This is a genomic window from Achromobacter sp. NCFB-sbj8-Ac1-l (assembly GCF_052695805.1).
In genome coordinates this window covers 4,462,413-4,487,870 of the sequence record NZ_CP199812.1, presented here as the reverse complement: position 1 = coordinate 4,487,870, position 25,458 = coordinate 4,462,413, and the positions used below count along the sequence as shown (strand labels likewise).

Annotated in this window: 24 protein-coding genes; 18 read left to right on the top strand and 6 right to left on the bottom strand. The window is 67.0% G+C overall.

Annotated elements, in window-relative coordinates:
- Positions 1-50 precede the first annotated feature (50 nt).
- The 3 genes from ACUDP5_RS20510 to ACUDP5_RS20500 all read right to left on the bottom strand — a co-directional run bounded on the left by ACUDP5_RS20510 (position 51) and on the right by ACUDP5_RS20500 (position 4,316).
- On the bottom strand, positions 51-590 hold the full coding sequence (locus ACUDP5_RS20510; RefSeq protein WP_025140514.1) for a MarR family winged helix-turn-helix transcriptional regulator: 540 nt from the start codon (positions 588-590) through the stop codon (positions 51-53).
- Between the two features lie 27 nt (positions 591-617).
- Positions 618-2,360 carry a collagen-like triple helix repeat-containing protein gene (locus tag ACUDP5_RS20505; protein ID WP_445657063.1) on the bottom strand — a complete coding sequence of 581 codons (1,743 nt, stop codon included), beginning with the start codon at positions 2,358-2,360 and terminating at the stop codon, positions 618-620.
- 357 nt (positions 2,361-2,717) lie between these two features.
- Positions 2,718-4,316 (bottom strand): ShlB/FhaC/HecB family hemolysin secretion/activation protein, encoded by a 1,599-nt coding sequence (locus tag ACUDP5_RS20500; protein ID WP_445659196.1) that lies wholly within the window; start codon positions 4,314-4,316, stop codon positions 2,718-2,720.
- A gap of 601 nt (positions 4,317-4,917) precedes the next feature.
- On the opposite strand from ACUDP5_RS20500, the gene ACUDP5_RS20495 reads away from it, so the two are divergent.
- From ACUDP5_RS20495 to ACUDP5_RS20415, 17 genes are all read left to right on the top strand, one after another.
- Positions 4,918-5,748: an MHYT domain-containing protein gene (locus ACUDP5_RS20495; protein WP_263913524.1), complete on the top strand. Its 831-nt coding sequence runs from the start codon at positions 4,918-4,920 to the stop codon at positions 5,746-5,748.
- Between the two features lie 118 nt (positions 5,749-5,866).
- On the top strand, positions 5,867-6,043 hold the full coding sequence (locus ACUDP5_RS20490) for a Flp family type IVb pilin (protein WP_006390266.1): 177 nt from the start codon (positions 5,867-5,869) through the stop codon (positions 6,041-6,043).
- 155 nt (positions 6,044-6,198) lie between these two features.
- Entirely contained in the window at positions 6,199-6,720 is a 522-nt protein-coding gene (locus ACUDP5_RS20485) for a prepilin peptidase (RefSeq protein ID WP_263913525.1), read from the top strand.
- Positions 6,687-7,127, top strand: coding sequence for a pilus assembly protein (locus tag ACUDP5_RS20480; protein WP_263913526.1), 441 nt, complete (start codon positions 6,687-6,689; stop codon positions 7,125-7,127). The genes ACUDP5_RS20485 and ACUDP5_RS20480 overlap by 34 nt, the downstream gene beginning before the upstream one ends.
- 1 nt (position 7,128) lies before the next feature.
- Positions 7,129-7,620: a TadE/TadG family type IV pilus assembly protein gene (locus ACUDP5_RS20475; protein ID WP_445657062.1), complete on the top strand. Its 492-nt coding sequence runs from the start codon at positions 7,129-7,131 to the stop codon at positions 7,618-7,620.
- Positions 7,617-8,570, top strand: a complete 954-nt coding sequence (gene cpaB, locus ACUDP5_RS20470; protein ID WP_445657061.1) for a Flp pilus assembly protein CpaB — start codon at positions 7,617-7,619, stop codon at positions 8,568-8,570. Before ACUDP5_RS20475 ends, cpaB begins: the two co-directional genes overlap by 4 nt.
- 66 nt (positions 8,571-8,636) lie before the next feature.
- Positions 8,637-10,022 carry a type II and III secretion system protein family protein gene (locus ACUDP5_RS20465; protein ID WP_445657060.1) on the top strand — a complete coding sequence of 462 codons (1,386 nt, stop codon included), beginning with the start codon at positions 8,637-8,639 and terminating at the stop codon, positions 10,020-10,022.
- Positions 10,019-11,359 (top strand): pilus assembly protein CpaE, encoded by a 1,341-nt coding sequence (locus tag ACUDP5_RS20460; protein ID WP_445657059.1) that lies wholly within the window; start codon positions 10,019-10,021, stop codon positions 11,357-11,359. The genes ACUDP5_RS20465 and ACUDP5_RS20460 overlap by 4 nt, the downstream gene beginning before the upstream one ends.
- A 21-nt stretch (positions 11,360-11,380) precedes the next feature.
- Complete coding sequence (locus tag ACUDP5_RS20455; protein WP_263913530.1) at positions 11,381-12,742, top strand: CpaF family protein; 1,362 nt, start codon at positions 11,381-11,383, stop codon at positions 12,740-12,742.
- Positions 12,742-13,671, top strand: coding sequence for a type II secretion system F family protein (locus tag ACUDP5_RS20450; protein ID WP_263913531.1), 930 nt, complete (start codon positions 12,742-12,744; stop codon positions 13,669-13,671). The genes ACUDP5_RS20455 and ACUDP5_RS20450 overlap by 1 nt, the downstream gene beginning before the upstream one ends.
- Before the next feature lie 11 nt (positions 13,672-13,682).
- Positions 13,683-14,678 (top strand): type II secretion system F family protein, encoded by a 996-nt coding sequence (locus ACUDP5_RS20445; protein ID WP_445657058.1) that lies wholly within the window; start codon positions 13,683-13,685, stop codon positions 14,676-14,678.
- 11 nt (positions 14,679-14,689) lie between these two features.
- On the top strand, positions 14,690-15,574 hold the full coding sequence (locus tag ACUDP5_RS20440) for a tetratricopeptide repeat protein (RefSeq protein ID WP_263913533.1): 885 nt from the start codon (positions 14,690-14,692) through the stop codon (positions 15,572-15,574).
- Positions 15,575-15,595: 21 nt separating this feature from the next.
- Positions 15,596-16,042, top strand: coding sequence for a DUF3613 domain-containing protein (locus ACUDP5_RS20435; protein ID WP_263913534.1), 447 nt, complete (start codon positions 15,596-15,598; stop codon positions 16,040-16,042).
- 26 nt (positions 16,043-16,068) lie between these two features.
- Positions 16,069-18,180, top strand: a complete 2,112-nt coding sequence (locus tag ACUDP5_RS20430) for a pilus assembly protein TadG-related protein (protein WP_263913535.1) — start codon at positions 16,069-16,071, stop codon at positions 18,178-18,180.
- Positions 18,181-18,229: 49 nt separating this feature from the next.
- Complete coding sequence (locus ACUDP5_RS20425; RefSeq protein ID WP_263913536.1) at positions 18,230-19,636, top strand: sigma-54 dependent transcriptional regulator; 1,407 nt, start codon at positions 18,230-18,232, stop codon at positions 19,634-19,636.
- Between the two features lie 176 nt (positions 19,637-19,812).
- A complete protein-coding gene (locus tag ACUDP5_RS20420) occupies positions 19,813-20,520 on the top strand; it encodes a DUF2968 domain-containing protein (RefSeq protein WP_263913537.1) in 708 nt (235 codons plus the stop codon).
- A 150-nt stretch (positions 20,521-20,670) separates the two neighbouring features.
- The gene (locus tag ACUDP5_RS20415) at positions 20,671-21,129 is read left to right on the top strand and encodes a DUF1178 family protein (RefSeq protein WP_263913538.1); all 459 of its coding nucleotides are present in this window, start codon (positions 20,671-20,673) and stop codon (positions 21,127-21,129) included.
- Positions 21,130-21,265: 136 nt separating this feature from the next.
- On the opposite strand, the gene efp is transcribed toward ACUDP5_RS20415, so the two are convergent.
- The 3 genes from efp to ACUDP5_RS20400 all read right to left on the bottom strand — a co-directional run bounded on the left by efp (position 21,266) and on the right by ACUDP5_RS20400 (position 24,362).
- Positions 21,266-21,826: an elongation factor P gene (efp, locus tag ACUDP5_RS20410; RefSeq protein WP_006220534.1), complete on the bottom strand. Its 561-nt coding sequence runs from the start codon at positions 21,824-21,826 to the stop codon at positions 21,266-21,268.
- A gap of 208 nt (positions 21,827-22,034) precedes the next feature.
- The gene (gene earP, locus ACUDP5_RS20405; protein ID WP_445657057.1) at positions 22,035-23,150 is read right to left on the bottom strand and encodes an elongation factor P maturation arginine rhamnosyltransferase EarP; all 1,116 of its coding nucleotides are present in this window, start codon (positions 23,148-23,150) and stop codon (positions 22,035-22,037) included.
- A gap of 9 nt (positions 23,151-23,159) precedes the next feature.
- Positions 23,160-24,362: a DUF2863 family protein gene (locus tag ACUDP5_RS20400; protein ID WP_263913540.1), complete on the bottom strand. Its 1,203-nt coding sequence runs from the start codon at positions 24,360-24,362 to the stop codon at positions 23,160-23,162.
- A gap of 256 nt (positions 24,363-24,618) precedes the next feature.
- Between ACUDP5_RS20400 and ACUDP5_RS20395 the strand changes: the two genes are divergently transcribed.
- Positions 24,619-25,392, top strand: coding sequence for a dioxygenase (locus ACUDP5_RS20395; RefSeq protein ID WP_263913541.1), 774 nt, complete (start codon positions 24,619-24,621; stop codon positions 25,390-25,392).
- The last annotated feature ends 66 nt before the right edge of the window (positions 25,393-25,458 follow it).

Sequence of the window (25,458 nt, the reverse complement as noted above, 5' to 3'; positions counted from 1 at the left end):
GATCCGCAAGGACCGGGGGGCGGTGCGGGGGCCGCCTTTGCGGCCAGACGTCACTCGTGCGCGCTGCGCGTTTCCAGCCACACCAGGGTGTCGTGCCGCAGGGCGCGTACACATTGCGCCAGGAAGGCATGCACCACCTCCAGCTCGGCGGCGTCGTAGCGGCGCGCCATCAGCACCACCGCTTCGGCCACCCACTGGCGTTCCTGGGCCAGTTGCTGGCAGGCTTCCTCGACCGGCCGGATCACGATCATCCGGCGATCCAGCGGGTGGCGGCCCCGCTGCACATACCCGGCCGCTTCCAGGCGATTGATCAAGGCGGTGGCGCCGCCGGAGCTGATGCCCATCAGTTGGGCCAGTTGACCCGTGGGCAGGGCATCGAACTCCATCACCAGTTCCAGCGCTTTCAGATCCGCCAGGGGGATACCCAGTTTCTCCGCCAGGGCCGACTGGCATGCCGCGTTGTACACGGCGAACTGCCGACCCAGCATCAGGGCGATATCGTCAAGCATTCCGGGCCGCAGATCGTTGTTGCGAGATTCAGGCATCACGGTCACATGCTCGTGGTGAACGATGGTTTCTTGTTGCAGCATGGTTCGCTCCCTCACGGATCCGGTGGTTTACTTCTGGCCCGACAGGCCGCCGAGCAGGCCGCCCAGCAAACCGCCGTTGTTGGCACCGTTGGTGGTGGTGCCGCCGCCCACCGCGGCCGTCACGCCACCCAGCAAGCCGCCCAACAGGCCGCCATTGTTGGCCGTGCCCGAGGCGCCGGCACCGGCGCTGGCCCCGGCACCCGCACCGGCGGCTCCCGCTCCTGCGCTGACGGTCGCGCCGCCGGTCACCCCTCCGAGCAAGCCGCCGAGCAAGCCGCCATTGGCACCTGCCGCGCCGCCCGCCGTCCCGCCGGCCGTGCCGGTCACGCCACCGAGCAGGCCACCCAGCAAGCCGCCATTGGCGCCGGCCGTGCCGCCCGCAGCGCCGCCGGTCGCACCGGTCACGCCGCCGAGCAGGCCGCCCAGGAGACCGCCGTTGGCCGCGGTGCCGCCCGTGGCGCCGCCCACGGTGCCGGTCACGCCGGCAAGCAGACCGGTCACCGGTGCCAGCAGGCCGCCGTTGGCGCCCGTGGTGCCGCCGGTGACGCCGCCCAGGATGCCGGTGATCGGGCTGAGCAGGCCGCCGTTATTGCCGCCCGTCGCACCGCCCAGGCCCAGGCCGCCGGTCAGGGAGGCAACGGCGCCGGTGGCGTTGGCCAAGGTGGCGCCGAGCGGGTTGGGGTTGCCCGGGGTGGCATTGAGCAGGCCGCCGGCGCTGCTGACCGCGCCGCCCAGGCCTTGCAGCACGCCATTCAGGCCCGCCACATTGCCGCCGGGCAGTTGCGTGCCCAGGTTGCTGACCGTGCCGCCCAGGCTGTTGAGGATGCCGCCCACCGGCGCGCCCAGCTTGGTGGTGGCGCCGACTTGCTGCGTCAGGCCGACCACGGTGCCCGCCAGGGGGCTGGCCGTCGGATCCAGCGCCGCGCCAATGCCGCCCAGCGTGGGCTGCAGGCCCAGCGGCAGCACGTTGTCGACCGTCTTGCCCACATTGCCCAGCGCCGGTTCCAGCAGCGGCTTGGACGGGCCATCGAGCACGCCGCCGGTCACGCCGCCCACCAGTTGGGTCACCGGGTTCAGCAGGCCGCCGTTGCCCGACAGGCCGCCGGTCAGCGCGCCCACCGCGTTGGTGGCGTTGCCCAGGATCGTGGTCAGCGGTTGCGGATTCTTCGGATCGGCATTGAGCAGGCCGCCGGTGCTGGCGACCGTCTTGCCCAGGCCTTCCACCAGGCCGCCGACGCCGGCGCTCAGGCCGCCGGGCAGGCCGGTGCCCTTGACCGTGGTGCCCAGGCCTTCGACCAGGCCGCCGACCTGCTTGACCGTACCGTCGACGGGTTGGCCCAGGCCGGTGGTGGCGCCCACTTGCTGCGTCAGGCCGACCACGGTATCGACAACCGGTTTGACGGTGGGGTCCAGGGCCTTGCCCACGCCGCCCAGGGTCGTGCCCAGATTCAGCGGCAGGGTATTGTCGACGGCCGCACCGGTATTACCCAGGGTGGTTTGCAGCAAACCGGTGGTCACCGGATTGACCGGGGGATTCGGTTCGTTCGGGTTGCCCGGGTTATTCGGACCGCCGGGGTTATTCGGATTGCCCGGATTGTTCGGGCCACCCGGATTGGTCGGAAGATCGGTGCCCGGCAAACCAGCCGAAGGACCGCTCTTGTGGCCACCGCCTCCGCCGCCGCAGGCAGCCAGCGTGCTCATCAGAGCGGCCGCCAGAACGGTGGAAGTCAAAATACGTTGTACGCGCTGCGTTTCAATCTTGGCATTCATGGCGAGCTCCTGTGGGGGAAGTGTCAGGCGTCGAAACTGCCCGATACGTCTCTACATGCATAAACCGTGCCAATATTTTTCGAATGCCGTGCCAGTTTACGTTCAGCGCGTTTTTAGGTTTCTAAAATGTCAATAAAATCAATGGCTTGAGTGGTGTTAAAAGGGTTTATACCAATATTGGGAATCCCCCATTTTTACGATCACGCGGAGCCTGCGAATGTTACGTCTGACCGTCAATCGCCCGTTACGTTACGGCCCACGTTACGTAACGCGGTGTGTGGAACAGGCAAAAAAAAGCGCCCGTCGGAACGGGCGCCTGGGTTTTCCGACGGCAATCCATGGATTGCCGCCGCCAGATCAGAACGCGTCGTAATACAGCGAATAGTTCGCGTTGAAACGCACGTCGCGGTCGTTGTTCACCGTGGCCGAACCTATCGGCTTGGCCACGTTGAAATCAAACAGGTAGTACTTGTCATCGGTGAAGCGCAGGCCCAGCGCCACGGATGACAGGTGCCGTTGATTCAGTTGCTGCAGGCCCTTGTTGTTGTAATAGGTGCGGGCAAAGTCGATCAGCGCGTACGGCTGCACGTTCGACAGGTATTCCCAACCTGTGCCGAAACGGCGGTTCACTTCGGCTGATACGCCCACGCCCTTGTCGCCGCTTTGTTCGCCTTGCGGATAACCCATTGCGAAGCGCCAGCTGCCGAACGACACCTGTTCGGACGACGGCAATATATTGCTCGAATACTGGGCGGCGCCGGAAAGCGTCAGGCCGAACTGCGCTGGCAGGGCGAAGGTCTGCTTGGCATTCAGGTTGTAGCGGGTGAAGTCCAGGTCCAGGATCGGCACGGCCGAATAGCCGTAGTTGGTGTTGATCTCTTTCTTGGCGCCGGCCGAATTGAAGCCCTTGGCCACCGCCAGGGTCACGTCGGAAGTCGCGGCCTCGGACACCTGGATATAGCGCATTTCCAGGTTGGCGGCGCGCACCTGCGCATCCTGCTGCAGCCAGCGGTCGGAGTTCTTGGCCTCGTAGCGGTCCTTGGAGTTGGCGGCATAGACCCCCAGCGTACCCGTCAGCGAGCGCGTGTTGTTCAGCAGGAAGGGGTAGCTCACGCCGATGCCGATGCGGTCGTTCTTGACGCGCCGCTGGAAGCCCAGGTATTCGATCGCGTCGTCCTTGGGCTTGGCATCGTAGTGATAGCCATCCACCTTGACCGCCAGGCCGTCGTTGCCGATCGGCACGCGGATCTCGCCCGACACGTACTTCACGTCGTCGGTGTTGAACGGGACGGCTGCCGTCAATTTGACCTGCTCACCCAGCGGCGTCAGGCTGTTGGTGGCGGCATTCACCAGGGGCTGCATGCCGGTGCCCAGGTCCGCCACGCCGGCGGTCAGGCTGACCGGCTGGCGCGAAGCCGTCAGCACCAGTTCCGTGGCGCCGTCGGCGCGCCGCGGCAGGTCCAGCGCCGGCGTGAATTTCACGCCCGGCACCGTGCGCATCAGGTTCAGCACCCGTTCCAGCGTGGCCTGTTTCAGGGGCTTTTCGGCTTTCAGCGGCTCGGCCAGGGATTCCAGGCGGTCCTGCGCATTGCCGATGTCGCCTTCGATGCGCACCGTGCCGATATAGCCTTCCACCACCGTCACCACCACCAGGCCGTTGGCAAAGGTCTGGTTCTGCACCAGCGCGAACGACAGCGGATAGCCGCGGTCACGGTAAAGCTGGGTGATCTTGTCCACCTGCTGCACCAGCTCGCCCAGGCTGATTTCCTTGCCGGACAGGGGTTCGAGCAGGGCCGACACCTCTTCGAACGGCATTTCATGCACGCCGGTCACGTCAAAGTGCCGGGGCACGATGCGTTGCGCCAGCCGCGCCTGCAGCGCCAATTGCTCCGGGGTGGCGGTCTGCACCACAGGGGGCGGCTGCGTCGCGCTGGGAGGGCGTTCTATCTGCGGCATGGCGTCGACGGGGTTGCCCCGCAGCGGGCCATCGGCCCGTGCCGTGCCGACAGCGGCAAGGGTGCAGATCAGGGCGAGGTAAAGCGGACTTGCGGGAAGCGTACGTCTCATGCCTTGTTGTCTCTCATTTGCCGCAGGTGCCGTTAAACAGCATTCGATAAATGCCCGGATTAAGGCCGTCAATATACGGGGACGCTATATAAGTAATGACCGTCGCGTGCCGTTCAGGCGGTATGTTGCCAGCGCGGCAGGGCAATGACAAATTATTTCATTGTGACTGCTCGGAAACGTGGATATAACAACATAGTGAAATAGAAGGCAATTCCGGAATGCGAAAATTCAGGGTTTACCGGTATGCGAAAAAATGACGCCTGCGAATTTCCGAGTATTCGTTACAAGTAAGCTGTCGCAGTGTTGCGAATACTGGTATAAACCCTGATGTGTATTAATTGTTAATAGATAAGACTATATAAACGTTTCAAAACACATCGGGTTTACAGGCTATCGGGAGTCCGTAGATGAACCAGGATGACCGCAAGACAATCGTCGCAAGCAGACCCGCCGCAGACGGCCTCGATCCGCAGATTCACAGGGGCCATCCATGAACCCGGGCGATATCGTTCCGCTTTCTTTCAATGGCGGCCTCGTCGCGCTGTCGTTCCTGATTGCGGTGCTCGGTTCCTACGTGGCGCTGCTGGCCGCCGTCGGCATCCGTGCCGAAATGCAGGACGGTGAAATTCGCATCGGTTACATCCTCATCGGTGCGCTGGCCATGGGCGGCGTGGGTATCTGGAGCATGCACTTCATCGGCATGCAGGCACAGGACTTGCCGTTCGACGTGGGTTACCAGGTCGGATTGACCGCACTCAGTTTCCTGGTGGCCGCCGGTTTTTCCGGTTGGGCTTTCTGGTATGTGGGCCGCGACCGTTTCACATTTATGCGTTGTCTGGTGGGCGGCCTGGCCGCGGGCCTGGGCGTTGCCGCCATGCATTATGTGGGCATCAGCGCCATGCGCATGCCGGCCGTATTCATGTGGAATCTGCCGATGGTTGTTTTGTCGGTATTCATCGCGGTAATTGCCGCGTCAGCCGCATTGTGGCTGGCTTTCAATACGCAGAATGAGTTTCAGCGCGCCGGAGCGGCCGTTTTGATGGCAGTGGCCGTGTGCGGCATGCATTACACCGGCGCGGCAGCAGGCACTGTCGTCTGCACCACGCCGCGGGATTTTTCCAGCATGCAGATCGGCGGGGTGATGTTGCCGTATATCGCGTTCGTGCTGTCCGCCGTCATGCTGATCGCCATGCGGTGGCATCTGCAGCGCGCCTCGCGACGCTTTCGGGCGCGCCTGGCGCAGCGCATCGATTCGATCATCGAATCGGCTCCCTCGGTGGAGCCGGGCAGGACACCGGGTTCCACATTGGGCCCCGGTTAGCAGTCCCCGGAGGCGCGCGGGTGACGAACACGCCAGCGCACCGAAGTACCGGGTTTAGGGGGCCTGTGCCGCGACTGCGGCGAGGCTCAATTATCCAGCGAGACCTCAGGAGCTCGACATGAAAGCGAAACTTGCGCAGTTCTGGAACGACGAAGAAGGCATTACCGCCCTGGAATACGGGCTGATCGCGGGCACCATCGCGGTGGCGCTGGTGGCGGCTTTGGCGACATTCACGGGCGCGCTAAGCGGCCTGTTCACGTCGCTGCAAGCCAAGCTCGCCAACGCGTCCAAGTGAGACCGAAGGCCCCGGCCGCCTCGGCGTGCCTGGCTATGGCCAGGCGGCCCCGGCTGGCCGGGCCTGCTGCCCCGTTTGATACGGAGCTGAAGGAGACGGTGTCCCACTGGGCGGGCACCCGGTAGTTCGAACCGAAACCGTCAGAAGGTCCTGCCTTGTATCCAGGGGAAGTGCTGTGGTGGCTGTTGTTCGCATGCTGGAATCTGGTGTTGATCTACACCGATCTGCGCTATCGCCGCGTACCCAACACGCTCATCGTCGCGGGATTCGCGGGGCAGGCGCTGTGGCTGCTGGCCGCCTGGCTGGCTCCGGCTTGGGGCTATCCGCCACGCTGGGCCGGCTGGCCCATGGCCTTGGCCGGATTTGCCCTGGCCTTGCCCTTTTTCCCCTTATGGACCCGGCGCCTGATGGGCGCGGGCGACGTCAAGGCCATTGCCGTGCTGGGCCTGTTGACTGGCTTTGCACCGCTGGTGCTGACGCTGGTGTTTGCCAGCCTGCTGGCCGGGCTGCACGCCTTGCTGTACCTGTTTTTTTCCCGAAGCTGGGCATTGCCGCTTCGGGCTCGCCAGATTCCGTACGGCACCTACCTCGGCGCCGCCGCGCTCAGCGTGGTGTTTATTCCCTTGAATTCGGACTGGTATTCGTGGTGTTTTTCCTGGTGTTCTACGCGATCCTGACCTACGCCCTGGTCTTTACCGCGCAGCATTCCGTGACCCTGGCCGCCCAGGATGGCGCGCGCAAGGTGCTGCAGTGGCAGCCCGGCGCCACCTCGCTGACGACCCGTGCCAATGCCGGGCGCGATATTGCGCTGGACCGGTCCGGCTGGATCACCACGATGTCCTCGGCGGCCGTGGCTGTCGCCGTGTGCGGGCCGTCGGGCACGCTCAGCAGCACGGGCGGGGGCAGCTGCAGTGGCTTGCCGCTCACGGCCGACCAGATCGAGGTGACCGTCAGCTATCCCTACGGCGCCAATCCCCTGATTCCGAATTTCCCGTTCCTGGCGCAGGCCCTGATGCCGCCTTCCAGCGTGCTGACCGCGCGCGCCACGGTCCACCTGGGTAATTCGCTGGACGGGAGCCCCTGACATGGCTGCGCACGCCGACCCGGATGTCCCGCGCGGCCGCAAGGCCGGGCAGCAAGGCATCGCCACGCTGGAGTTCTCGCTGATGGTGACGATGCTGCTGATGTTCGTCTGCGCCGTCGTGGGCTATGGCGTGCTGTTCTGGATGCAGCAGCAGTTGGCCTCGGCCGCTTCCGAAGGCGCACGGGCGGCGGTGTACGCGCGCTTCGCGGGCCAGGCGGATGTGCCCGGTTCGGCATGCACGGCGGCCATGAGCGTGTTCGGCAGCGGGTCGGCGGTGGCGTGCGCCACCACCAGCGCACCCTGCACCTGGAGCGGCTCGGGTGGCCAGACGGCGCAATGCGCCACCGTCGCCATGACTTTCAACGTGCAGGCCTGGCCGGTGCTGTCGACCTTCCAGGCCTTCATCGCGATGTTGCCCGGGACGGACAAGAACTGGATTCCGACCCGGCTGTCGTCGAAAGCCATCGTGCAAATCTCCCAAGGGACACCATGAGCAGTCTGAGCAAAATCATCGCGGGTGTATTGCTGGCGGCGGGCCTGGTGCTGGCGTTCGTGGCATGGCGCCTGGCTTCCGAACCGTCGGCGCCTGCGCAGACACCCGCCGGGCCCGTGGCCACGACGACGCCCGCGCCGTCAGCGCCGCCGGCCAAGCGCTATCCGGTGGTGGTCGCGGCGACGCCGATCCCGGCCGGCACGCGCATCGACGGCAGCAAGATGCTCAAGGTGGATGAATGGCAGGTGGCCTTGTCGGGCAGCTTCAGCTCGCCGACGCCGCTGGAAGGCGCCTATGCGCGCATCGACATCGCGGCCGGCGATCCGCTGCTGCCCAGCATGCTGGCGCAAGGCCTGGGCCGCCAGCTCAAGCCCGGCGAGCGCGCCGTGGCGATCGCGGTGGATGAAGTCGTGGGGGGCGGCAATCGCATTGCGCCGGGAGATCTCGTGGACGTGTTCTTCATGCTGGAGAAGGGCGTCGAGGTCCAGGGCGGCCAGGCCCGGCTGCTGCAGTCGCAGGTCCGTGTGCTGGCCTACGGCGCCGCGTCGGTGGACGGTCCGGAAGAAAAGACCACGCTGCCCGGACCACCCGGGCAGCCGGCCAGGACGGCGGTGCTGGCCGTACCGGTCGAACAGGTCAGTGAATTGATGCTGGCCAGCCGCACCGGCCGCCTGCAACTGGCCCTGCGGCCGGTGGGCGACGACGCCGTGCCCGACACGCAGCTGTTCGCGCAGCGCAGCGCGGTATTGCCTGCTCGCGCCGACCTGACACCCGAACAGCGCGCACTGCTGCAGACCGGACCGAACCGCGCCTATGCCGGCGAAAGCCTGGCGCAGCTGGAAGGCACGTCGCCCGCCGCGAAACCCGCGCCGGTCCGTGCGTCCGGCGGCGGGGGCGGTCGTTCCGTCGAAATCTTGCGAGGAGACAAATCCGAGCGCGTGCGCTATTGAAACGCGGCTGCGCGTGGCCAGATGCCGCCCGTGGCTGGACCCGACCTGTCAACTAGATCCAGCACAATGAAGAGAACCCAGCGGACCCCTTTGATCTGCGTCCTGTCGGCCGCAGCGGCGATGACCTACGGCGCGATGAGCCTGGCGCAGAACGCCGTGCCCAACGCGTCCAGCCTGAATGCGCCCGCCCGCGACATCGCGGTGGCCGTCAAAGGCCAGCAGACGCTCATGCTGGATGGGGCGCCCACCCGCATCGCCATCGGCGACCCCGAGGTGGCCGACGTGAAGGTGCTGCCCGCCTCGGGCAAGCGCCAGGCGTCGCTGCTGTTGTACGGCAAGAAGGCAGGCACCACCACGTTGCAGATCTGGACGGGCGCCAATGCCGCGCCCCAGCTCTGGACGGTGCGCGTGGCCGGCACGGTGCAGCAGGTGCTGGCCGGACGCGGGGCGGCCGGCGGCGCCAATATCGACGTGGCGGGCGACCGGGCCGTGGTGTCGGGCCAGGCGGAGTCGCCGTTGTCGCATCAGGCGTCGGTGGCCGCCGCGGGCGCCGCCGTGGGCGACAAGAACGTCGTCGATGTCTCCACCGCCGGCACCGGCGGCGTGGTGCAGGTGGAAGTCAAGGTGGTCGAGGTGTCGCGCTCGGTCATGAAGCAGGCCGGCATCAGCTTTGCCGGCCGCACCGGCCCCTGGGGCGGCATCAGTTCCACCTCGCCCCAATCGCTTGGCGGGGAGCTCGGTTTCAGGACCGCCGCGCTGGACTCGGGGTTTTCGCTGTTCTACGACTCCAATAATTTCAGCGCTCGCCTGCGCCTCTTGCAGAACAACGGCATGGCGCGGGTGCTGGCCGAGCCCACGCTGGTGGCGCTGACCGGGCAAAGCGCCAGCTTCCTGGCGGGCGGCGAGCTGCCGATTCCCGAGGCCGGCGGCCTGGGCACGACCACGGTGACGTTCAAGCCGTTCGGTATCGGCCTGACAGTGACGCCGACCGTACTGTCGCGCGACCGGATCGCACTGAAGGTGGCGCCCGAGGCCAGCGAGCTGGACTACGCCAATGCCGTCATCATTCCGAACGGAAGCGGTGACGGCGTCGGCACGAGAATCCCGGCGCTGCGCACCCGCCGCGCCGACACCACGGTCGAACTGGGCGATGGCGAGAGCTTCGTGATCAGCGGCCTGGTCTCGCGCCAGACCAGGGCGCTGGTCACTAAAGTGCCGATGCTGGGCGACCTGCCCATCATCGGGTCGTTCTTCCGCAGCGTGGACTACACCCAGGAGGACACCGAGCTGGTCATCGTGGTGACGCCGCGTCTGGTGCGGCCCATTGCACGCGGCGTGACATTGCCGCTGCCCGGGGCCAGGCAGGAAGCGACCGACACTGCGTTCAACGCTTGGGGCTACTACCTGATGGGTCCCATGGGCGGGCAGCAAATGCCGGGCTTTTCACGGTGAGCAATATGAAGACACATGCCAGGGAGTGGGTGGGTTTGCAAAACGGCAACCGGTTTCTGTTTTGTTCAAAGGGCGACGGCGTGGCCGCGCAGCTCGGGCAGGCGCTGGGCGACATGGGCATGTTGACCCAGGAAGTGCCCGGCGTCGAAGAGCTGGGCCGCCGCCTGACCGAGATCGAGCCGCAGGTGGTGTTCCTGGATTTCACATTGAGCGAGGACGAGCCGGGCAAGCTGTTCAAGTCGGCCGAATTGGCGCGTTTGCTGGCGCGCATCGCGCCGACGATTCCGCGCGTGGCCGTGGGGCTGCTGAGCCAGCCCGAGGGCGCCATCGCGGCCTTGCGGGCGGGCGTCAGCGATTTTGTCGATCCCACCGTGGCCCCGCAAGAGGTCAAGGACGTGGTGCAGCGCCTGCTGGACGTGCCGGTGGGCGGGGCGCGGATGGATGGCTCGCGTCGCAGCGTGCTGCTGCTGGGGGCGCGTCCGGGCGTGGGCACCAGCACCTTGGCCGTGCATCTGGCCGGCATGGTGCAGGATCGCCTCAAGCACATGCATGGCGTGCGGGCGTCGGCCTCCGGCGCCAAGGCCGCCAAACCGGCGGCCGACACCGGCAGCCACCTGCCGCTGAGCAGCCGGGTGGCGCTGATGGACCTGGGCTGGCCCGTCGGCGACTGCCAGCTGTACCTGAACATCGGCAGCGATTTCGACTTCGCCGAGGCCGCGCGCAATCTTCGCCGCCTGGATTCCACCCTGCTCAGTTCGGCCATGGCGCACACCGCCAACGGCCTGAGCGTGCTGGCGCTGCCGCGCGACCTGAGCCAGATGCGCGACGTGTCGCAGTCCGATTCGCTGTTGGTGTTCGAACGCATGCGCCAGCATTTCGGCGTGGTGGTGGCGGACTCGGGCGGCTTTACGAATCCTGAATTCGTCGCGGGCCTGGCGCGCGCCTCGCAGCAGAACTGGATCGTCACCGACCAGAGCGTGGGCGCGCTGGTATCGCTGGCCGGTCTGCTGCAGGAACTGGAACAACTGCACGTGGACCGCCGCAGCCTGGGCCTGATCGTGAACCGCTACGACGAGCGCTACGGCATGACGGCGCAGCAGATCGCCGAACGCTTCCAGCTTGATTTGGTCGGCACCTTGCCGGACCGCACGCTGGCGCTGATGGTGTGCACCAACCAGGGCCATTTGCTGCACGAGGAAGCCGAGCGCGACGTCTACGTCCGCGCGGTCCAGGCGCTGGCCGAGAAGCTGAGCGCGGAAGAAAACACACCGGGCGGCCGGGCAAGCTGGCTGGCCACGTGGCTGCCTGGCGTGCACCGCCGCATGGTGGTCGAGTAACGGACGGCGGCGGAATCCGACATGATCATGACAGCGACCATAGAGTTCGGCGGCGATGGCGACAAGGGCTTCGCGTCCTCCAACCGCTTCCAGGAAGTCAAGACGGCGGCCTACGAGCACCTGCTTTCCCGCATCGAAGAGCTGGGCGCGGAATTCGGCAGGTGGGCGCGCTCGGCCATCCAGGAGTTCGTGGATATCGAGGTGGCAAGCTTCGTGCGCTTGCGCCGGGTGCCCATCAATGAAGGCGAAATGCGGCAGATCGCCGAGGCCCTGACCAAGGAACTGGCCGGGCTGGGGCCGCTGGAGGACCTGCTGGCCGATCCGGCCGTCGAGGACATCCTGATCAACGGCTACGACAACGTGTTCGTGTCCCGCCGCGGCGTGCTGGCGCGCGAGACGCTGCGCTTTACCGACAACCAGCACGTGCTGCGCATCGTGCGGCGCATCCTGGCGCCGATCGGCCGCCGGCTGGATGAATCCAGCCCCATGGTGGATGCGCGGCTGCCCGACGGCGGCCGCCTGAACGTGGTGATCGAGCCGCTGGCCGTGGACGGGCCGATGGTCTCGATCCGCAAATTCCGCCAGGACCCCCTCAAGCCGGCCGATCTCCTGACGCTGGGCACCTTCGACGAAGAGATCTACCGCCTGCTGCACGAGGCGGTCAAGAACCGCTGCAACATCCTGGTGTCGGGCGGCACCAGCTCGGGCAAGACCTCGCTGCTGAACGCGATGGCGTTTTTCATCCCCGAGACCGAACGCGTGGTGACGGTGGAAGATACGGCGGAACTGTCGCTGAACCACCCGCACGTGGTGCGCCTGGAATCGCGCCAGGGCGGTTTTGACGGCAGTGGCGCCGTCAGCATCCGTGAACTGATCCGCAACAGCCTGCGCATGCGGCCGGACCGCGTGGTGGTGGGCGAAGTGCGCGGCGCCGAGGTCATGGACATGCTGCAGGCCATGAACACCGGCCATGAAGGGTCGATGGCCACCATCCACGCCAACTCGCCGCGCGAATGCCTGTACCGGATCGAGATGCTGGCCGGCTTTGCGGGCTTTCAGGGCAGCGAGGACAGCCTGCGGCGCCAGATCGCCAGCGCGCTGGATTTCATCGTGCAGATCGGACGCCTGTCCAACGGCAAGCGCCGGGTGCTGTCGGTGACCGAAGTCACCGGCATGGGCGACAGCGTGATCTCGACCCAGGAACTGTATCGCCACGAAACCTTCGCCACGCCGGAAGGCGAGGAGAAGGACCGCTGGAATTGGCTGGGCATCCATCCGCACACTCCCAAGCTTGCGAAGATGCGCAATGAGCAGCGCCCCGCCGAACCGACGCCGGGCGAACCGGATGGCGGGGGCGGGGGCTTCTGGAGCAGGAGGCGCTGATGCTGCAAGCGGCCGTCTTCGGGGGCTTGGCGCTGCTGTTCGCGGTGGCGGCGGTATTGCTGTGGCGTCACGCCAATAGCGGCGCGCGCCGCGCGGCCAGCTCGGCCTTCCTGGAAGATCAACTGCGGCGCAGCCGCGGCGCGCCGGTCACGGGCAAGTTGCCGTTCGCGCAAGGCGCGCGCGCCCTGCGCAGCGGTTTTTCGCGCTGGGACATGCTGCTGTTGCAAGGCGGCGTGCGCCAGAGCCCGGCCTTTTACGCCAAGCTGATCCTGCCCATCTTGGTGGGTGCGCTCTTGGCGTGGTTGTTTCTGGGATGGCTGTCGGGCGTGGTGGCGCTGGTGCTGCTGTCGGTGTTCGCGTACTTCCTGCTGTGGCTGCGTGCGGATCGGCGGCAGCGGCGCCGGGTGTCGCAACTGCCCGCCTTCCTGGACAACATCGTGCGCCTGGTCACCATCGGCAACAGCATGGCGTCCGCCTTCCAGACGGCGGCCGCCACCACCGACGAGCCGCTGCGCGAAGTGGTCGAGACCGCGGCGGCGCTGAGCCGTTCGGCCAAGGAGCTGGACGCGGCGCTGGTGCAGGTATCGCGCCAGTACGACATGAAAGAACTGTACATGGTGGCGGCGGTGGTGTCGGTCGCGCTGCGCTTTGGCGGCCGCAGCGACCAGGTGCTGGAACGCATGGCCGCGTTCATGCGCGACATCGGCCAGGCCCGCGCCGAATTGACGGCCAGTTCGGCCGAAATCCGCCTGTCGGCCTGGATCCTGGCGTTGCTGCCCTTGGGCATCGCCGGCTTCATCATGGTGGCCAACAACGACCTGTTCATGGGCCTGTGGGTCGATCCCCTGGGCTTCAAGATGCTGATGACCGCGGTGGGCCTGCAATTGGCCGGCTCGTACATCCTGTATCGCATGGCCAAGGCCATTTGAGGACGCCGAGGATGCAAGCCCTTCAATCCTGGAATGTCTCGACCGTGCTGGCGGTGGCGCTGATGCTGGTGGCTGCCGCCATGCTGATCCTGGGCCTGAGCATGACGCGCCGCCTGCGCGGGCAGGACCGCAGCCGGCAGGTGGTGGACCAGGCGCTGGCCACGCGCGAGGGCCGCGCCAAGGCCGCCGCCATGGCGCCCGAGGGCGGGCAGGGCAGGCTGGCCGCGGCCACGCGTGCGGCCGATTCGTTCGGCAAGCGCCTGAGCGAAGGCCGCTTCGCCGAAGCCCTCCTGGCCGGCGAGGACCGCAAGCTGGTGGACATGGCGGGTTACGAGAACCCGGCCACGGCCCGACTGCGTTTCATCGTGGCGCGCTTCACGCTGGCGCTGCTGTTGCCGGCGGCAGCGGTGGCGCTGGGCCTGGGCCGCAAGATCAGCGATTCGTCGCTGGGCCTGTTCGTGGCGGCCTTCTTCGGCTTTGCCATCGGCTACATGCTGCCCAAGTGGTTCGTGCGCCGGCGCCTGTCGCGGCGTCGCAAGCAGGCGGCCAATGAGCTGCCGCTCTTGATCGACCTGTTGCGGCTGTTGCAAGGGGTGGGACTGTCGATCGACCAGAGCCTGCAAGTGCTGATCAAGGAGTTCGACCAGGTGATGCCGGTGCTGGCCTACGAACTGCGGCTGGCGTCCGAACTGTATGTGCGCGGACGTACCCGCGAGCAATCGCTGGCGCGGCTGGCGGGCGGCTTTGACAACGACGACCTGTCGGCCATCTGCCGCCTGATCGCCCAGGTGGACCAGCACGGCGGCGCGGTGCAGGAGCCGCTGAATCGTTTCGGTGAACGGCTGCGCGAGAAGCGGCGGCTGGAATTGAAGGAAAAAGTGGGCAAGACCACCGTCAAGATGACGGCGGTCATGATCGTGACCTTGTTGCCGGCGCTGTTGATCGTGACGGGCGGGGCGGGGTTTGTTGCGGTATTGCGCGGTTTGTCGCGCATGGGGGGCATGTGATGGCAGGCGGTATGGAAAGCGCGGGACGCGCATGGCGTTGGACCCTGGCGGCGGCCGTCGTCGTGGGCGCAGGAAGCCTGGCCGGATGCCAGAGCAACAACGCGGAAACCGCCTGGCAACTGATCCAGCAACAGCAGCAGGAACAGGCCCTGATGCGCCAGCGCGAGGACGAGGCCGAGAACCGGCGCAAGCCCGCCGAGCCGGAGATGATGCTGTCGATGATCGCCGAGTCGCAGCGCCAGGAACGCTATTTCGCCTCGCTGGCCTATATCGAAGCGTTCCAGCAGAAGTTCGGCAACGATCCGCGCGTGGCGGTCATGCGGGCCGAAGCGTTGCGACAGACCGGGCAGACGGCGTCCAGCGAACAGGCCTACCGCGCATTGCTGGGCACCGCCCAGGCCGCCGACGGCTGGCATGGCCTGGGGCTGATCGCCGGTTCGCGCGGCCAGTTCGAACAGGCGGCCGACGATTTCGCGCGCGCCGCCAAGCTGTCGCCAATGGACCCGCGCATCCTGGGCGACCTGGGCTTTGCGCGTCTGCGCGCCGGGGATCCCGCCGGCGCTCGCGTGCCCCTGGGGCAGGCGGCCGAACTGGCGCCCGAGAGCAGCAAAGTGCTGGCCAACCTGGCCTTGCTGCTGCTGGTGGAAGGCGAACCGGTGCGCGCCAGAAACGTGATGGACCGCGCCCAGCTCAGTGACGAGGCGCGCAGCCAGGTGCTGCGCCTGGCTTCCGAGATCCGCAGCCAGACGGCGGCGCCGCTGGCCGCCGCGCCCGCGGCCGGGGCGGCGGCGGGCGCCGATACGCAGGCGACCCGGGTGTCCCGTGGCGAAGGCATCGTGCTGCCGGTCATGAGCCCCTTGATGGACAGACTGGGCAACGGGCCCATCATGCGTTAACCGACTCCAGGAACCCTAGCCATGTCTCGAACCCTAGCTTTTGCTCCGTTTTCGCTGGCGCTGGTCCTGACGGCGCTTGCGCCCGCGGCCGGCCATGCGCAGTCGAACGCGCCCCTGACTGGCAGCATGACCGGGGGCGGCGCGGCCCAGGCCACGCCGGTGCCCGCGGCCCCGGCGGCCGCTGCGCCTGCCGGCCAGATGCCGTCGCGCCCGGTGGTGCAGCAGGTGCAGACGCCGATGCCGCAGCCCGCGCCCCAGGCCGCCCCGCAAGCCGCCGAGGCGCCGGAAGCCTTCGGCGACATCACGCGCGGCCTGCTGGCCGCCCAGGCCGACGGCCGCCGCGCGGGTGCGGCATTGCCCGTGCTGGGCCCGGTGTCGACCGCCGCCTGGAACCGCTACGTGGACAGCTTCACCCGGCCGATCCCCGAGTGGTTCACCAAGCGCGTGCAGACCAACAACACCAACTAGCGTTCTTCCGTCCCGGAGTCGCGATCATGCCAGCCCCTTCTTCGTGTCCTGCGTCTCCCCTGCGGCAGCGTGGCAGCATGACGGTGGCCATCGTGTTCGCGGTCATCGTCGGCCTGGTGCTGCTGGGCGTCGCCCAGCTGGGCTATGCCTATTACATGAAGCGGGAAATGCAGAAGGCCTCGGACCTGGCCGCCTTGTCGGCGGTGCAGGTGCTGGGCATGGGCGCGCCCGCCGATTGCACGCGGGCGCAGGCGGCCGGGCGCACCGCCGTGCTGGCCAACGTACCGAATATCCTGGACACGTTTGCCGCGGGCGACGTGACGGTGGAATGCAAGGTGTGGGACAACACCCGCGCCGATCCCACCGGCATGTATGTGTTCGATCCGGCCAGCGGGCAGGTGCCCAACGCGCTGCGCATCACCATCAGCAAGACCCTGACCAGCCTCATTCCCAGCTTTTCCGGCAGCACGTCGGGCGGCACGGCGGTGCAGGTGGTGTCGGTGGCGGCCAGCACGCAGCCGGTGGCGGTCTTCACCGTGGGCTCGCGCCTCTTGCGGTTGCAGAAGGGCGGCCTGCTGTCGCAACTGCTGTCGACCGTGGGGGCTTCGCCTGCGCAGCTGGACATCCTGGATGCGGCGGGTCTTGCCACCGTCAACATCACCCCGTCCGGCCTGCTGGAAGCGCTGGGCCTGCCGGTGTCGGTGGCCACCGGCGTGGGCACGCCCGCACAGCTGGCGGCCCTGAACAACCTGACGCTGGGCCAGTTGCTGCAGGCGACGCTGACCGTCATGAACAAGGCCGGCAACACCGCCGGCGCCAGCCTGGGCCTGCTGAGCAACGCCATCAACGTGGTGCTGAACGTGATGCCGGTGAACCTGCCCGTCAAGCTGTTCGGCGACGGCGGCGTGCTGGACCTGAACGTGGTGGGCGGCGACATCAACTCGGCCTTGCAGGCCAACATCAACGCGCTCAACGTGCTGGAGACCGCGCTGGTCATCGCCAACGGCCAGAACCTGGTCAACCTCGGCCTGAACGTGCCGTTGCTGGGCGTGCAGTCGCAAGTGCGCATCGTCGAGCCGCCGACCATCGGCGTGGGCGGGGTGGGCACGCAGGCCACCAGCGCCGGCATCCGCGTGTACCTGCGCGCCAACACCAGCAACATCCCCCTGTTGGGGCCGCTATTGGCCAATACGCTGGGCACCAAGGTCGACCTGCCCGTCATCATCGACGTGGCGCAATCGACCGGCACCGTGTCCAAGCTGTGCCAGGCCCCGCTGACGCAGCAGCAGGCCACCATCGATGTCACCTCGTCGGTGGCCAACATCTGCCTGGGCAAGTTCCCGGGCATGTCGTCCGCCGTCGACAACGTGCAGGCCAATTTCCTGTCCATCACCAACAGCTGCCAACCCAGTTCCTTCGCCGCCATCCAGCGCTACCAGGTGCTCAACGTGCTGGGCATTTTGCCGCTGACCGCCAAGGTGACGTTGCCGGTCTTCAATTCGACCGCGCCGGTGTCGGTGACGCTGACCCAGCCGCCTTCGCCCAATTCCACCGCCACCGTCAACGCCACGTCCATCAACCTGGGCGCGCTGGCGTCGAACCTGTCCGATGCCCTGATCGGCGGCATCCTGGGCGACCTGGTGGGCACCGGCACGCCGTTGACGCCCGAGCAGCGCACGGGCCTGGCCACCGATCTGGTGGGCGGCGGCGGCAACAACCCCGGCAAATCGATCTCGCAGGTGGTCAACGACATGCAATGGTCGACCACCGCGCTGAACCAGCTGGGACAGCGCCTGTCCACCGGCGGCCTGACCGGCGTGCTGGGCGGGACCTTGCAACTGGTGGGCAATATCCTGAATTCGCTGCTGCTGGCGCCCTTGAGCGACCTGACCTGCTCGCTGGCGATCGTGCCCGACGCCATCCGCCAATGCCGCGTCAACGCGGTGTCGTCGCTGGCGCTCAGCGGCGGCAACCAGGTCGGCGGCGTGCTGTCGATCGTGGTGGCGTTGCTGCAGCCGCTGCTGGGCATGCTGTCGACCCTGCTGCAGCAATTGCTTGACATGCTTGGCCTGAGCGTCGGCCAAACCGATGTATCGCTGCTGTCCGTGGACTGCGGCAAGCCCCGTCTGGTGTATTGATGATGAAGCTCTTGAACCCTGCCCAACCCTGGCCGGCGCGGTGGTCGCCATGACCCAGAAATTCTCGCGCGAAGAATTCGACGTGTATGTCTGGGAGGGCACGTCCGATATCGCCAGCCGCGCCGAGCGCTGCCTGGCGGGCATGGACGTGTCGCTGGTGCGTGCGGACGCCGGCACGGCCTTTCCGCCGCCGCGGGATCCGACCCGGCCGGCTGTTGCGCTGGTGTCGGTGTCGGTCATGGGCGATAACCGCTTCAGCGGCTACGACTGGCTGTCGGTGCAGGCGATGCCGGTCATCTGGGTGGCGTCCGAGGCCCGCGGCCGCGATCCCCGCTATTACCCGCCCGAATACTCTTACACGTTGCCGCTGGCCTTCACCACCACCGACCTGCGCAAGCTGCTGTTCGAACTGCTGGGCACCCTGGACCAGGTCAACCGGTCGGCGCCGCGGCGCGAGCAGCCGCTGATCGCGGTGTCCGAACCGATGCGGGCGCTGCTGGCCGAAGCCGACATGTTTGCCGACTGCCGCAGCAATGCCCTGATCCATGGCGAGACCGGCGTGGGCAAGGAACGCATCGCGCGGCTCTTGCACGACCATGCGGCCTGGTCCGACGGGCCGTTCGTGGCGGTCAATTGCGGCGCCATTCCCGAAGGCCTGTTCGAGGCGCATTTCTTCGGCCATGCCAAGGGCGCGTTCACCGGCGCGGTGGGGGCACACAAAGGGTATTTCGAGCAGGCCAACGGGGGCACGCTGTTCCTGGACGAAATCGGTGACTTGCCGCTGTACCAGCAGGTCAAGCTGCTGCGCGTACTGGAGCAGAGCGCCGTGACCCGTCTGGGTTCGACGGTGGAGATTCCGGTCGATTTCCGCCTGGTGGCCGCCACCAACAAGGACCTGCGGGTGCTGGTGGGGCAGGACGAGTTCCGCGCCGACCTGTATTACCGGTTGGCCGTCATTGAGTTGCGCATTCCCAACCTGGAGCAGCGCGGCCCCGAGGAAAAAGCGGCGATTTTCCGCGGCCTGCTCGAACGCATGGGGTGCGAAGGCGAGCCGCCACCCTGGCTGATCGAGCGCGTGGCGCGCACGCGGTATGCGGGCAATGTGCGCGAACTGTCCAACGTCGCCGAGCGCGTGGCGATCGTACGGCGCCAGTTCAAGGCCTGGGACCAGCCGCGTATCGAACGTATTTTCGATCAGTTGGCCGAGCCGCTGCGGGCCTCGGGCGCGCTGGGCGGCGCGGGCGCCAATACCCAGTGCGAGCCGCCGGTATTCACCGACGCCGAGCGCGCCGAGCGCGCCCGCATCCTGGCTGCGCTGGATGTGAATGGCTGGCGGCGGCAGGATACCGCCAATACCCTGGGCATCAGCCGCAAGGTGTTATGGGAAAAAATGCGCAAATTGCATTTGGGCGGCGGTCAGGGTGAAACTGCCGACGGCATTATCGAAGCGTCCTGACGACAGTATGGGGCGCAGTATGCAAGGGTTTTTCCACGGCGGTTTTCGGGCCGCCCTATAACGCGCAATAGGGAATCCCCCTTAGCGCACGACATTATCCGGGCGTGCTATGTAAGTGCGTCTGCCGCAAGCGAAATAAATTGCTATAGTTCCGCAACGATTTTTTTGGGGAAGGCATGAACGTCCACTTTATCCGTGCCGCTGCGCGCATGGCGCTGCTGGGCACGGCCCTGTCCGGCCTGGCCGCATGCGCCAGCGCGCAATCCGAACCCCCGCGGCCCACGGTCCAGCAGGTCGAGGACAAGCAGGCCGCTTCCACGCCGGTGACCCCGCCCGCGCCGGCGCCTGCCGCGCGCCCGTCGTCGACGGTGGCCGAGCTGCAGGGGTTGATCCAGAACCGCCAGGTTTCCGAGCTGCGTACGAGCTATAACGGCACGTACGGCGCCAGCCTGCTGTTCAAGCCGGACGATCTGACCTATTACGTGGCCCTGTTCCAGCAGAAGGATTTCTGGCGCGTGCTCAAGACCAAGTCGGACAAGCAGGCCGAAGCCACGTACCGTGCCTTTGTCGCCCAGTCGGCCGACCTGGCCGAAGTGGACATCAAGCGCATCAAGCTGCAGGCCGAATACACCCACGCTGAAAAGCTCCTGGCCAGCCGCAACGCCGAACTGAGCACGCTGCAGGCCGACCGTACGCTGCGCATGCAGCAGGAAGAACAGGTCGCCGCCCGCCAGGAACAGTCGCGCCAGGAAGCCACGGCCTTGGCTGACCAGCAAAAGGACGTCCGCCAGCAACTGCGTGACCTGCAACGCCAGATCGACGCCCTGCAAGCCCAGCAGGCGCAGATCGGCCAACCCGCCGCGGCCCCCAGGCGCGGCAAGTAGGCCAGGACAGGTCAGCGCCTTGGCGCAGGCGAAAGCGGGCCCGCGGGCCCGCTTTTTCTTTGAATCGGCCAAAACCCCGTCGGCGGCATGGCCGTGAGGCCGGCGCCAGGGCTTTCTTGTATTCTGGCGGCTAACCCCCATATTCCAGTCATGGCTCTCAAAGTTTTCGACCTCCAGTGCGAGCACGGCCACATTTTCGAAGGCTGGTTCGGTTCGCACGAAGACTATGACGCGCAGCAGGCGCGAGGCCTGGTGTCGTGCCCCGTCTGTGCATCCGCCAACATTACCAAGCGCCTGTCCGCGCCGCGACTGAACGTGGCGCACCTGCATGCGCCGGCCACGCCGCCGGCACCGTCGGCGGGCGCATCGGAAGCCGAAAAGATGTCGGCCTTGCAGGCGGTGGTCATGCGGCAGGTCAGGGCGTTGCTGCGCAACACCGAAAACGTCGGTCCGCGCTTTGCCGAGGAAGCCCGCCGCATCCACGAGGGCGATGCCGACGAGCGCCCCATCCGCGGCACCGCCACGCCCGAAGAGCGCGAGGCGCTGGCCCAAGACGGCATCGACGTCATGGCCGTGCCGGATTTCCTGGACGACGATCGACTGCAATAAATGTGGGCCCCCACGCCGCGCGCTGCGCGCTTGCTGCCCCCCGTGGGGGCTGCCCGGCCTTCGGGCGGCCGGGCGGCCGGGCATAAAAAAGCGCCAGACCCGTTAGGGCTGGCGCTTTTTTGCACCTGCTGCCGGCTTAGTTGTTGACGCGGCTGCGGTATTCGTTCGTGCGGGTGTCGATTTCGATCTTGTCGCCGATGGCGCAGAACAGCGGCACGTTCAGTTCGTAGCCGGTGTTGATCTTGGCCGGCTTGGTCACCTTGCCCGACGTGTCGCCGCGGACGGCCGGTTCGGTGTAGGTGATTTCGCGGACGATGGTCGTGGGCAGTTCCACCGAGATGGCGCGGCCGTCGTAGAAGACCACTTCCACGGGCATCGCTTCTTCCAGGTAGTTCAGGGCATCGCCCATGCTTTCGGCTTCGATTTCGTACTGGTTGTACTCTTCGTCCATGAAGACGTACATCGGGTCGCCGAAGTAGGAGTAGGTGCACTCCTTGCGATCCAGTTGGACGACTTCGAACTTTTCGTCGGCCTTGTAGACCGATTCGCTGGCCGAGGCGGTCAAGAGGTTCTTGAACTTCAGCTTCACGACGGCGGCGTTACGGCCGGACTTGTTGTATTCGGCCTTCTGGACCACGAGGGGGTCCTTGCCGACCATGACCACGTTGCCGACTCGCAATTCCTGAGCGGTTTTCATCGATAAAACTCCGGGGGGATGGGTGCACTCGCCGTGCTAGCAAAAAGCCGCAACGCCCCTTTGCAGGGCCCGCGTGTCCATCACGTTGGTTGACGTGTCGACGGCGACAGCCGCACAAATAGGCCAGCGTTCTCGGCTTCATGCACACCCCGGGAGGCGACATAGTTGAGGCCCGGTAATTCCTGGGCGACTCAGAAAACTCTCTATTCTAACGTTTCTTGGCCAACTCTGCGCAAAATCCAGCCAGATTTTCCGCCAGATCCGGCTGCAGGGCCTGTGCGGCGTCCCAGTCGCGGGCACGTTGCATCCAGGCCTGCCAGGCGGCGGGAGCCAGGGCGCCGGCCAGGGCGCGGGCGGCGCAGGCCGCGTCGCCGGGCTGGTTCCAGGCGCGGATCAGGGCCGCGGCGGTATCCGGGGCCGGATAGCGGGCCAGCCAGGCCTCGAGCTTTTCCAGGTGGATGTTCTCTTCCTGGGGATAGATCTGCCAGACCAGCGGGCGGGCGGCCCAGGCGGCGCGCACGAACGAGTCTTCGCCGCGCACGAAATTCAGGTCGGCGCACCAGAGCACGCGGTCGTAGTCGGGCTGGGCCACGAAGGGCAGCCGCGCCACGGCCGGGCCGCCGGGCCGCGCGCAGGCGGCTTCCAGGCCCGGTGCCACGCCTTGGGGCGCCAGCAGCACGGTGGCTTGCGGGTCGTCGGCCAGGGCCTGGACCAGGCCGTCGATGGGGGCGCTGGGGTAGCAAAACAGGGACACCGTGCGCGCGCCCGTGCGCCGTTGCGAGAGCAGTGTTTCCGGTACGCCCAAGCCGCGCAGAAAGGCGTCCTGCGCGCCGGGATCGGCCTGGAAAGCGTTGCGTTCGGCCGACAGGGCGGGCTCGCGCAGCAGACCGCCGGTGGCCGGCGTGAATCCGGGAAAGAAGAAATGCTTCACCAGCCCGTCGGGGCGCTGCGACGGCAGGCCATGGCAGCTTTCGACCCAGGCTTCGGCGCTGAGGTATTCCAGGTTGATCCAGACCGGGTGGGTGCGCCGCATGCTGTCCAGGAACCCGGCCGGGGGATCGCAGGCAAAGGCCTCGATCACGACGTCGCGGGCCGCCAGCGCCGGGTCGGGTGTGTCGGACCATTGCACGATGTCGATGCCCTGGCAGGCCTGGCGCGCCAGGCCCGCGGCGATGCCGGGTTGGATGCGGGCAAAGCTGGCCAGGTCGTCGACCCACAGGCGGACATCCCAGCCGCAACCGTGCGCCAGGCGGCGCGCCAGGCGCCAGCAGACGCCGATGTCGCCGTAGTTGTCGACGACCCGGCAGAAGATGTCTGCTTGCATCGGCGCCCCTCAGTGGAACTTGGCGGGGGCGGCCTCGGCGTCCTCGGGCAGTTCGGCGTGCACCAGTTCGCCCAGGGGATTGGGGAAGTAGGGCGCGCCGCAGTCCTCGCAGTATTCCGGCGGCAGCACGCCGGGAATGCGGCGTACGTCGTTCACGCCGTATTCCTTGAGCAGTGCCGCGATGTCGTCGACCACGTCGGGCTGGCCTTCGTCGCCGGGCAGGTCTTCTTCGCGGCCGTACAGGGGCCAGACGCAGCCGTAGTAGACGTCATTGCTGTTGCGCGCCGTGAAGCTGATGCGGTATTCGTCGATGCGGCTTTCGCCGCAGCCGGCCACCACCGCACGCAGTTGCGAGGCTTCGAGGCTGACGGCGCCTTCGAGCCAGCTGATGGCGGCACGCAACGACAGCGGCCGCACGCGGCGGTCGGCTTCGCGGTTGCTGACGTAGTAGGCGTCGGGCAGCAGCGATTCGAAGCCGCAGCCGGGCAACAGGCTGGCCAGCGTGGGCTGGGCCTGGGCGGCCCATTGTTCCTGGCAGGCGTCGCGGCTGGCGTCGGCCTCGCCGATCTGTTCCTGCCAACGGAAGACGGGCGCGAATTCCGGCACGGCCACCGCGGCCACGATGTAGCGTGTGTCGGCCAGCATGTTGGCGGTTTCGACTTCGGTGTTCAGCGTGGGTTTGGTGGTTTCCGCGCCCAGCGCCTGCGCGCCCAGGCGTTGCAGCCACTGCCAGGTCTCGGAGAAGGTGCGCGGCATCTGGTCGACGCTGACCAGCCAGGGCATCAGCGCCGTGCGTGCCTGGCTGGACAGCACGTGGCCGTGCAACTGGGCCAGCAGCGCCTGCTGGGCGCTGGCGGACACGGCGCCGGTGGGAATGGCGTAGCGGGTCCAGGCCACGATGGGGGCGACGATCAGCAGGACGTCGTAGCGCACGCCGTTTTTTTCGAGCTTCATCGATTCGGACAGGGTTTCGGCCTGTTCGATCAGGACTTCGTAGGCGCCCACGTCGCTTTGGGCGAGGTGGTCCAGGGCGGCCTCCAACGGGGCGTCCTGGCCTGCCTTGAGCAGCTTCGGAATCGCTTCGCCAAGCTGGTTCTCCCAGAACACGTCTTCAACGCGGCTGCCCGAACGGTTGAGCGACTGGGCAAGGGTGACCAGGCGGGTGGCATCGCGGTTCATGCGGGGAGTGGATTGGCTGCGGGATCGGGCCATAACTTCGGGGGCGTCCAGTAAGTGTGTAACGACGTAGTTTAACGCCCGCCACGGTCGCGGGCAGCCGCAACGCGTGGCAAGGCCGGCAGCGGGCGAGGCGGGCGCGGCGGCGATGCGCGTCCCGCCGCCGCAGGCGGGCATCTCCCAGCCGCATTGATGCTGATCGGGCAACAGATTATCCCTTTGGCGGGGGTTTATTGCCGAACTCAATCGACCGACAATGTTTGCATCGACATGATTTTCTGGAGTCACCGCCATGCGTTGGCCTACGCTGTTCGTTTCCCATGGTTCTCCCATGCTTGCCGTGGAGCCCGGTTTGACCGGCCCCGCGCTGGCCGCCTGGAGCCAGGCCCAGGGGCGCAAGCCCCGCGGCATCCTGGTGGTTTCGCCCCACTGGATGGGCCATGGCCTGGCCCTGTCCACCCGCGACCAGCAGGTGGCGTGGCACGACTTCGGCGGCTTTCCGCCCGAGCTCTATACGCTGCAGTACGCCGCGCCCGGTTCGCCCGAACTGGCCGCGCGGGTCCAGCGTCTGCTGGCCGAATCGGGCATTGCCGCCGATCGCGATCCGCGCCGGCCGCTGGACCACGGCGCCTGGGTGCCGCTGCGCTACCTGTACCCCGACGTGGACGTGCCGGTGGTGCAGCTGTCGCTGGACATGGGCCGCGACGCGGCGGCCCAGTTCGAACTGGGCCGCGCCCTGGCGCCGCTGCGCGACGAGGACATCCTGATCATCGGGTCGGGCTCGCTGACGCACAACCTGCGCGACGTGCGCATGCCGCAGGACGCGCCGCCCGTGCCTTATGTACCGGCATTCCAGGATTGGTACGCGCGCCACCTGGCTGCCCATGACGTGCCGGCGCTGCTGGATTGGCAGGCGCAGGCGCCGGGCGCGGCACAGGCGCATCCGCACGACGATCACCTGATGCCGCTGTACGTGGCATTGGGGGCGGGCGGTGACCAGGCCACGCGGCTGACCGACGAAATCTCGTATGGCGCGCTGGCGATGGACGCCTACGCGTTCGACTAGGGCCTGGCGTGCGCCCAGCCGCCGAGTGGCGCAGCGGCTCGGCGCCTCTACGCCTTGTTACGCCCC